Origin of the sequence: Kitasatospora kazusensis (assembly GCF_039529945.1) — a bacterium.
In the GTDB taxonomy this organism is placed as follows: Bacteria; Actinomycetota; Actinomycetes; order Streptomycetales; family Streptomycetaceae; genus Kitasatospora; species Kitasatospora kazusensis.
Genome location: NZ_BAAANT010000091.1, coordinates 1 through 6,191, shown reverse-complemented (window position 1 = coordinate 6,191; position 6,191 = coordinate 1). Strand labels below are relative to the sequence as shown.

At 71.5% G+C, this 6,191-nt stretch carries 6 protein-coding genes; 4 read left to right on the top strand and 2 right to left on the bottom strand.

Translation table 11 applies throughout. The annotated features are described in order from the left end of the window. Positions 1–698: Dyp-type peroxidase domain-containing protein (locus ABD330_RS31825; protein ID WP_344469790.1), on the bottom strand; the 698-nt coding region annotated here is incomplete at its 3' end. Beyond that, positions 698–2,791, bottom strand: coding sequence for an iron uptake transporter permease EfeU (gene efeU / locus ABD330_RS31820; RefSeq protein WP_344469789.1), 2,094 nt, complete (start codon positions 2,789–2,791; stop codon positions 698–700). The genes ABD330_RS31825 and efeU, both read right to left, overlap by 1 nt. A gap of 335 nt (positions 2,792–3,126) precedes the next feature. On the opposite strand from efeU, the gene ABD330_RS31815 reads away from it, so the two are divergent. The 4 genes from ABD330_RS31815 (at position 3,127) to ABD330_RS31800 (ending at position 6,142) form a co-directional block, all read left to right on the top strand. After that, positions 3,127–3,804, top strand: coding sequence for a DUF3050 domain-containing protein (locus ABD330_RS31815; RefSeq protein ID WP_344469788.1), 678 nt, complete (start codon positions 3,127–3,129; stop codon positions 3,802–3,804). Between the two features lie 136 nt (positions 3,805–3,940). Further along, a complete protein-coding gene (locus tag ABD330_RS31810; protein ID WP_344469787.1) occupies positions 3,941–4,915 on the top strand; it encodes a TauD/TfdA family dioxygenase in 975 nt (324 codons plus the stop codon). Then, positions 4,915–5,802 carry a glutamate racemase gene (locus ABD330_RS31805; RefSeq protein ID WP_344469786.1) on the top strand — a complete coding sequence of 296 codons (888 nt, stop codon included), beginning with the start codon at positions 4,915–4,917 and terminating at the stop codon, positions 5,800–5,802. The genes ABD330_RS31810 and ABD330_RS31805 overlap by 1 nt, the downstream gene beginning before the upstream one ends. 13 nt (positions 5,803–5,815) lie before the next feature. Further along, positions 5,816–6,142 (top strand): (2Fe-2S) ferredoxin domain-containing protein, encoded by a 327-nt coding sequence (locus ABD330_RS31800; protein ID WP_344469785.1) that lies wholly within the window; start codon positions 5,816–5,818, stop codon positions 6,140–6,142. Positions 6,143–6,191 lie beyond the last annotated feature (49 nt).

Sequence of the window (6,191 nt, the reverse complement as noted above, 5' to 3'; positions counted from 1 at the left end):
TCGATCCGCCACTTGACCTGCATCGCACCCCGGGTGTGCCGGGCGATGTCGCGCAGCGCGTGCAGCACCGTGTCCTGGCTGTCGGCGCAGATCTGCAGCGACAGGTCGCCGTGCAGCTCGGCGGCCTGGAGGTTGTCGTTGGGGAAGGTCTTCATCGGGCCCAGCTTGACGGGCTTGGCCTTCGCAAGGCCGTAGCGGCCGTCGAAGAGCGAGGCACCGATGCCGACCGTCACGGTGAGGTCGTCGGTCGGGACGACCGGCCCCAGGATGCCGTTGTCGGCGGGCGGGGCACCGACGCCCAGGTCGGGCGGGGTGCCGCCGGCGGTGAGGAAGCGGATCCGGTCGGTCAGGGTGTGGAAGAGGGTCTCCAGCGCGGCGCGGTCCGCGGCGATCACGTCGAAGGAGACGAACGCGGCCGAGGCGGGCGCCGGGGTGGTGACACCGGCCTGGTGCTCGCCGTGGAAGGGGACGGTGCCGTGCTTGGCGCCGGTGCCGGTGTCCGCGCTGGCCGGACCCGCCGAGAGGGCGAACGCGCCACCCGCCACGGCGGCGGCGCCCGCGCCCACACCGAGCGCGGCCTTGACGAAGCTGCGGCGGGCCGGCCCGGCCGGGCAGCCGCTCTCGACGGGAGCAGCGGCGGCGGCAGCGTGCGGGAAGGGGCAGCCGCCCGTGGTCTCGTACTCGTTCTGAGTGGTCATCAGGCTGACTTCCGGATCTCAAGAAGGTCGGGGATCGGGGCGAGGTCTTCGAGCAGTTGGCTGGTGGCGCCGTTCAGCTGCATCCGGGTCCGGGGGTCGAGTTGCTGCACGGCGGGCCGGCTGCCGTCCGCCCGGCGGGTGGCCGTCAGCAGGTCGTCCAGCCGCTTGGCGTCGTTGTGCACGGTGGCCAGCGTCTCGGGGGCGCGCGCCGCGATCAGGGGCTGGAGGACGGTCAGCAGCTCCTGCGTGCCGGCCAGGTTGGCCTGCGCGGTGGCCAGGTTGCTGCCGCTGCCCTGGTCGGTGTCGCCGGTCAGCTCGAACTGGAGGGTGTTCTCCAGGATCTCGTGGGTGCGCAGCGGCAGGTCGGTGGGGTCGAACTGCTGGGCCGGGAAGGCCTTGGCGAGACCGTCCACGTCGGCGGCCAGCTGGTCCGCGACGGGGGCCAGGTCGGTGGCCGGCTGGTTGTGCCAGAGGCCGTACTCCAGCCGGTGGAAGCCGCTGAAGTCCTTGTCGGCCACGCCGTCCGGCAGGCCGTCGGGGCGGCCGTTGATCTTGCCGTCGAAGTCCGCGAAGGTGCCGTACGCGGCGCCCAGCGAGGCGTACTTGAGGTGCGCGGTCAGCCAGTCCGTCCGCGCCGCGGACAGGTCGCCGGCCCGCACGTCCTCCTGGAGTTTGCGGGTCTGCCCGGACAGGTCGGCCAGCCCTGCCTGGACGTAGGCCCGGTAGGCGTCCAGCGGTGCCTTGAGGTCGTCCTCGGCGACCGGGGCGACGGCCTTCGCGTCCGGTGCGCCCGTGACGTGCACGGCGGCCGAGGTGACGGCCGTACCGTCGGTGGGCACGCAGCGCCAGGCGTAGTCGCCCGCGCCGATCGTCGCGGTCAGCGGCCGGGTGGTGCCCGGCGCCAGGCCCTCGATCTCCCCGTAGACCGCGCCGGTCGCCGGGTCGACGAGGTACACCTCGGAGGTCCGGCCGCCCGCGTTGTGCATCTGGAAGGTCTGCTGGCCGGGCGGCGGGGTGCTGAACCCCCGCCCGCACTGGTCCTTCGCGTCCGAGACGGTCACCGTCGCGGCGGCCACCGGCTTGCCCGAGCCGGCCACCACCGCCGTACCGGCGACGAAGCCGGGTACGGCGACCAGGGCCACCGGGACGGCCCAGGCGGGCCGGCGCTGCGGCCGGCCGGCGCCGGCCGGTGTGCCGCTGGCCTCGGGTGCGACCGCCGGGGCGGTGGAGTCCGTGGCGGCGCGGCGGCCGGCGGGACCGAGCAGCAGCCGGCTCAGCCGGGGCGCCCCGGACCGGTGCAGGAAGAGCGGCATCACCACGGCCAGGTAGCCGGCGTAGGTGACGACCTGGAGCCAGGTCATCTGCGGCGAGAGGTTGAAGACCCCCTGGAGCAGGGTGCCGTACCAGGAGCCGGCGTCCCGGCCGGCGCCGAGGTGGACGGCGAGCGCGGCGTTGCCGGGCAGCACGCCGCCCTCCTGGAGGTCGCGCAGCCCGTACGCGAGGACGCCGGCGGCGATGACGACGAGCAGCACGCCGGTCCGGGTGAAGAAGGCGGCCAGGTCGATCTTCAGCACCCGGCGGTAGAGCGCCCAGCAGGCCGCGACCGACACCAGCAGGCCCACGGCCGCGCCGATCGCGGGCCCGGCCGTCTGGCCGACGGCCTGCATGTTGCTCCACAGGAAGAGCGCGCTCTCCAGGCCCTCCCTTCCGACGGCCAGGAAGGCGGTGGTGACCAGGGCGCCCGCGCTCAGCTCCAACGCGGCGGCGACCTGGGCCCGCAGGTCACCGGAGAGGCCGCGGGCCGAGCGGCGCATCCAGAACACCATCATGGTGACGAAGCCGACCGCGATCACGCTCATCGTCCCGCCGAAGACCTCCTGGGCGGAGCTGGAGAGGCTGGCGGCGGTGAAGGTGAGCACCATGCCGAAGCTCAGCGCGAGCGCGGCCGCGGCCAGCACGCCGAGCCAGACCTGACGCAGTTGGGCCCGCCGGCCGGACCTGACCACGGTCGCGACCAGGATGGAGACGACGAGTCCCGCTTCGAGCCCCTCTCTCAACCCGATCAGGAAACTCGGAAAAGCCGTGCTCCACATGGAAGTCCTCCGGGGTCTGCAACGGGCGGCCGGCTGGTGGGGCGGCCCGGTCGCACGGGCCCGGGCCGCGAAAGACGGGCCGGACCGGCCGGAATCCGCGCCTCTCCCGTGACGACCCTCCTCGCCGGACGGGCCCGGCACCATCTGGGAGAAAGCCCAGGGGCCCTACAACAGGGGGGAATTCAGAGATTGCCGGTGGTTCCCGGGGCGGCTGAGATGGAGACCGCACCGCAAGAACGCAGTGCGGAGTCACGGCGGACCGGCAGCCCGGTCCCTACCGTCCAGCCTGTCCAGCCGTCCCGAACGCGGACTGCCTACCTGTGAGGGGTCAACAGATGACTACGCAGAGCACCATCGCGCAGAGCCCGGCCACCGACGCCGCCGAGCCGCTCAAGTACAAGACCTTCGTCGACAAGATCCTGGCGCTTCCGTTCGAGAACCTCAGCAGCCACGAGCTCCAGCAGGTCTGGTACCTCTCCTGGGTCGCCGCCGTCGAGTTCGGCGAGGCCCTGCGCCTGACGCAGGAGATGTACCCGGACCACGCCGGCCTGCAGGAGATGATCCTCGGCGAGCTGGACACCACCAACCTGGCGCTGGAGGACTTCCAGGAGCCCCGCGACCACCACGAGTTCCTCTCGCACTTCCTCAACAAGCACGGCGTGATGGAGAAGATGGAGGCCGAGCTCGGCGAGCACGCGGCCACCTACCTGGCGGCCTGCCGCGCCCTGGACCCGCACACCCGGGCCATGACGGTGTTCAGCCGCGAGGAGGAGCTGTCGGGCATCTTCGCCCGCTTCCTGGACTCCGCCGAGGAGAACTGGGATGCCCCCGGCCTCTACGCCTTCAAGCACTACCTGACCACGCACATCGTGCTGGACTCCAGCGAGGGCGGCCACCACGAGCTCACCAACGACTTCCCGATCGACGACTCCGTCTCGCCGTTCTTCGAGGCGCGCTTCGCGACCTTCCGCCTCGTCCCGGCCCTTGAGGCCAGCGGCGCGTACGACGCCTGAGCCGGTCCCCACCACCGTGTTCGCCGGCCGGCCGGTGGTCCGTCCTGTCTTCCCCCGGGGGCAGGACGGACCACCGGCCGGCACTCCCCACCGTCCCCGAGGACCGCCGTCCTCCGCCCTGCCAGAGGTGTGACACATGTCGACTGTTATCAGGGAACTCGCCGTCACCGCCGAGGAGTCCGTCCAGATCCGAGCACTGCTGGACCACATCACCGCCGACGACCGCATGCCCGACCCGAACTACTTCGTGGAACACTCGCACGTCCTGGCCCAGGAGCTCCCGCGCCGCATCCGGGAGTCCTTCTACACGTTCAGCCGCTGTGAGATCACCTCGGCGCTGCACGTCACCGGGAGCCCGGTGCTGGCCAAGGGCCCCGGCCCCACGCCGGTGACCTACGTCGAGGAGGAGCCCGGCTACCGCCTGAACGACGCCCAGCTCCTGCACGGCCTCTACGGGAGCCTGCTGGGCGAGCCGGTCGGCTTCACCTCGCAGCGCAAGGGCAGCATCTTCAACACCATCACCCCGATGCCCTCGCTGTCCGGGGTGGCCAACTCCAGCTCCGGGTCGATGTTCGACTTCGGCTTCCACATCGAGGACGCCTTCCACCCCGTCCGCGCCGAGTTCATCGGCCTGGCCTGCATGCGCAACGACGAGCGCGCCGCGACCACCATCTCCAGCGTCGACGGTGTCGACCTGACCGAAGAAGAGCTGCACGCCCTGTTCGAGCCGCAGTTCGTCATCGGCCACAACCCGATCCACTCGACCTCCGGTGTGGTCGCCGAGGACAAGCTCAGCGTTCTGTTCGGCCCCACCGACCGTCCGTACGTCCGGATCAACTTCGCCACCCTGAAGGTCGAGGACTACGACGGGGTGCCCCGCCGGGCGCTGGAGAAGCTGCGCACGCACTTCGAGCAGAACCGCGCCCAACTCGTCCTCCAGGGCGGGGACTTCGTCTACATCGACAACTTCCGCTGCGCGCACGCGCGGGACGCCTTCGACCCGCTGCCGCCGGGGCAGGCCCGCTGGCTCTCCCGGGTGGTGTTCGCCACCGATCTGCGCAAGTCCCGTGCCATGCGTGAGGGCACCATCAACCGCGCGATCGCGGCCTGATGACCACCACCTACCTGCAGTCCCCGCCGGGGCGGGGCGTGGCGATCCCACGCAGCCGCCCCGTCGTGATCTACGACTCGGGTGTCGGCGGCCTGACCGTCGCCCGCCACCTGATTCAACTGCTGCCCTCCGAAGACCTGTTGTTCGTCGCCGACAACGGCTGGTTCCCGTACGGGGACAAGAACGACCTGGCGTTGAGGGCCCGGATCTACGGGGTACTGCACGCGATCACCGAGTCCGCGAACCCGCGCGCAGTCGTCATCGCCTGCAACACGGCCTCCACGGCGGTGGCTTCGAGTCTGGACGACCTCGGTGCCGAGGTGCCGATGTTCCCCGTCATCCCGCCGATCGCCCAGACGGCCGAGGCCGTCCGGGGCGGCACGGTCGCGGTGCTCGGCACTCCGAGCACGACCCGCCGCTCGCTGGTGCGACGGCTGGTCGACGAGCAGCGGGACGTCAGCAAGTTCGAGTTGATCGGCTCGATGGAGCTGGTCCACCTGGCCGAGAAGAAGCTGGCCGGCCAGCCGGTGACGTCCGAGGAGGTCGTGGAGGCGCTCGACCTGGTCGTCCCGGCCTCGGTGCGGGCGGGGGTGGACGGCGTGATCCTGGCCTGCACGCACTTCCCCTGGCTGCTGGACGAGCTCCAGCCGGCCTTCCCGAACGCCCGGGTGTGGAGCGACCCGGCCCGGGACGTCGCCCGGAAGGTCATGGCGCACGTGCCGGCCAGGTCCCAGCCCCCGCGCGAGGACGTGGTGCGGGTGCTCAACCTGACCAGCAACCACAACCGGGAGGAGCTCGGGCCGGTCTTCGCCCGGCACGGATTCTGGGCCGGGCCGTCCCTGGCCTTCGCTTCGAGCGTCAACTCCCCGTCTCTGCAAACCGGATGAGAAGAGGTCGGCGATGTCCGGCGGCACGAAACGCATCTTCGTCTGCAACAACAAGCGCACCACCCCGATCTCCTGCGGTCTCCGGCTGGACGCCTCCGGGATGGCCGACCAGCTGATCGAGCTGCTCGGCGAGGCCGACACCGAGACCGAGTACCAGGTGATCAAGAGCAAGTGCCTGGGCCGCTGCCAGCACGGGCCGGTCCTGGGCATCTTCCCGGACAACGCCTGGTACTCGTACGAGGACCGGGAGGACCTCGGCGAGATCGTCTCGGAGCACGTGGAGAACGAGCGGCCGGTCGAGCGGCTGGCCATCAGAAGGACCACCAGAACAGCCGCCTGACGGTCCGGGCCGGGCCGGCCGGGCCCGCCCTGCTGACCCGGCCGGCCCG

Coding starts and splice junctions, on each gene's coding strand:
- efeU (WP_344469789.1), bottom strand. CDS start 2,791: ATGTGGAGCACGGCTTTTCCGAGTTTCCTGATCGGGTTGAGAGAGGGG.
- ABD330_RS31815 (WP_344469788.1), top strand. CDS start 3,127: ATGACTACGCAGAGCACCATCGCGCAGAGCCCGGCCACCGACGCCGCC.
- ABD330_RS31810 (WP_344469787.1), top strand. CDS start 3,941: ATGTCGACTGTTATCAGGGAACTCGCCGTCACCGCCGAGGAGTCCGTC.
- ABD330_RS31805 (WP_344469786.1), top strand. CDS start 4,915: ATGACCACCACCTACCTGCAGTCCCCGCCGGGGCGGGGCGTGGCGATC.
- ABD330_RS31800 (WP_344469785.1), top strand. CDS start 5,816: ATGTCCGGCGGCACGAAACGCATCTTCGTCTGCAACAACAAGCGCACC.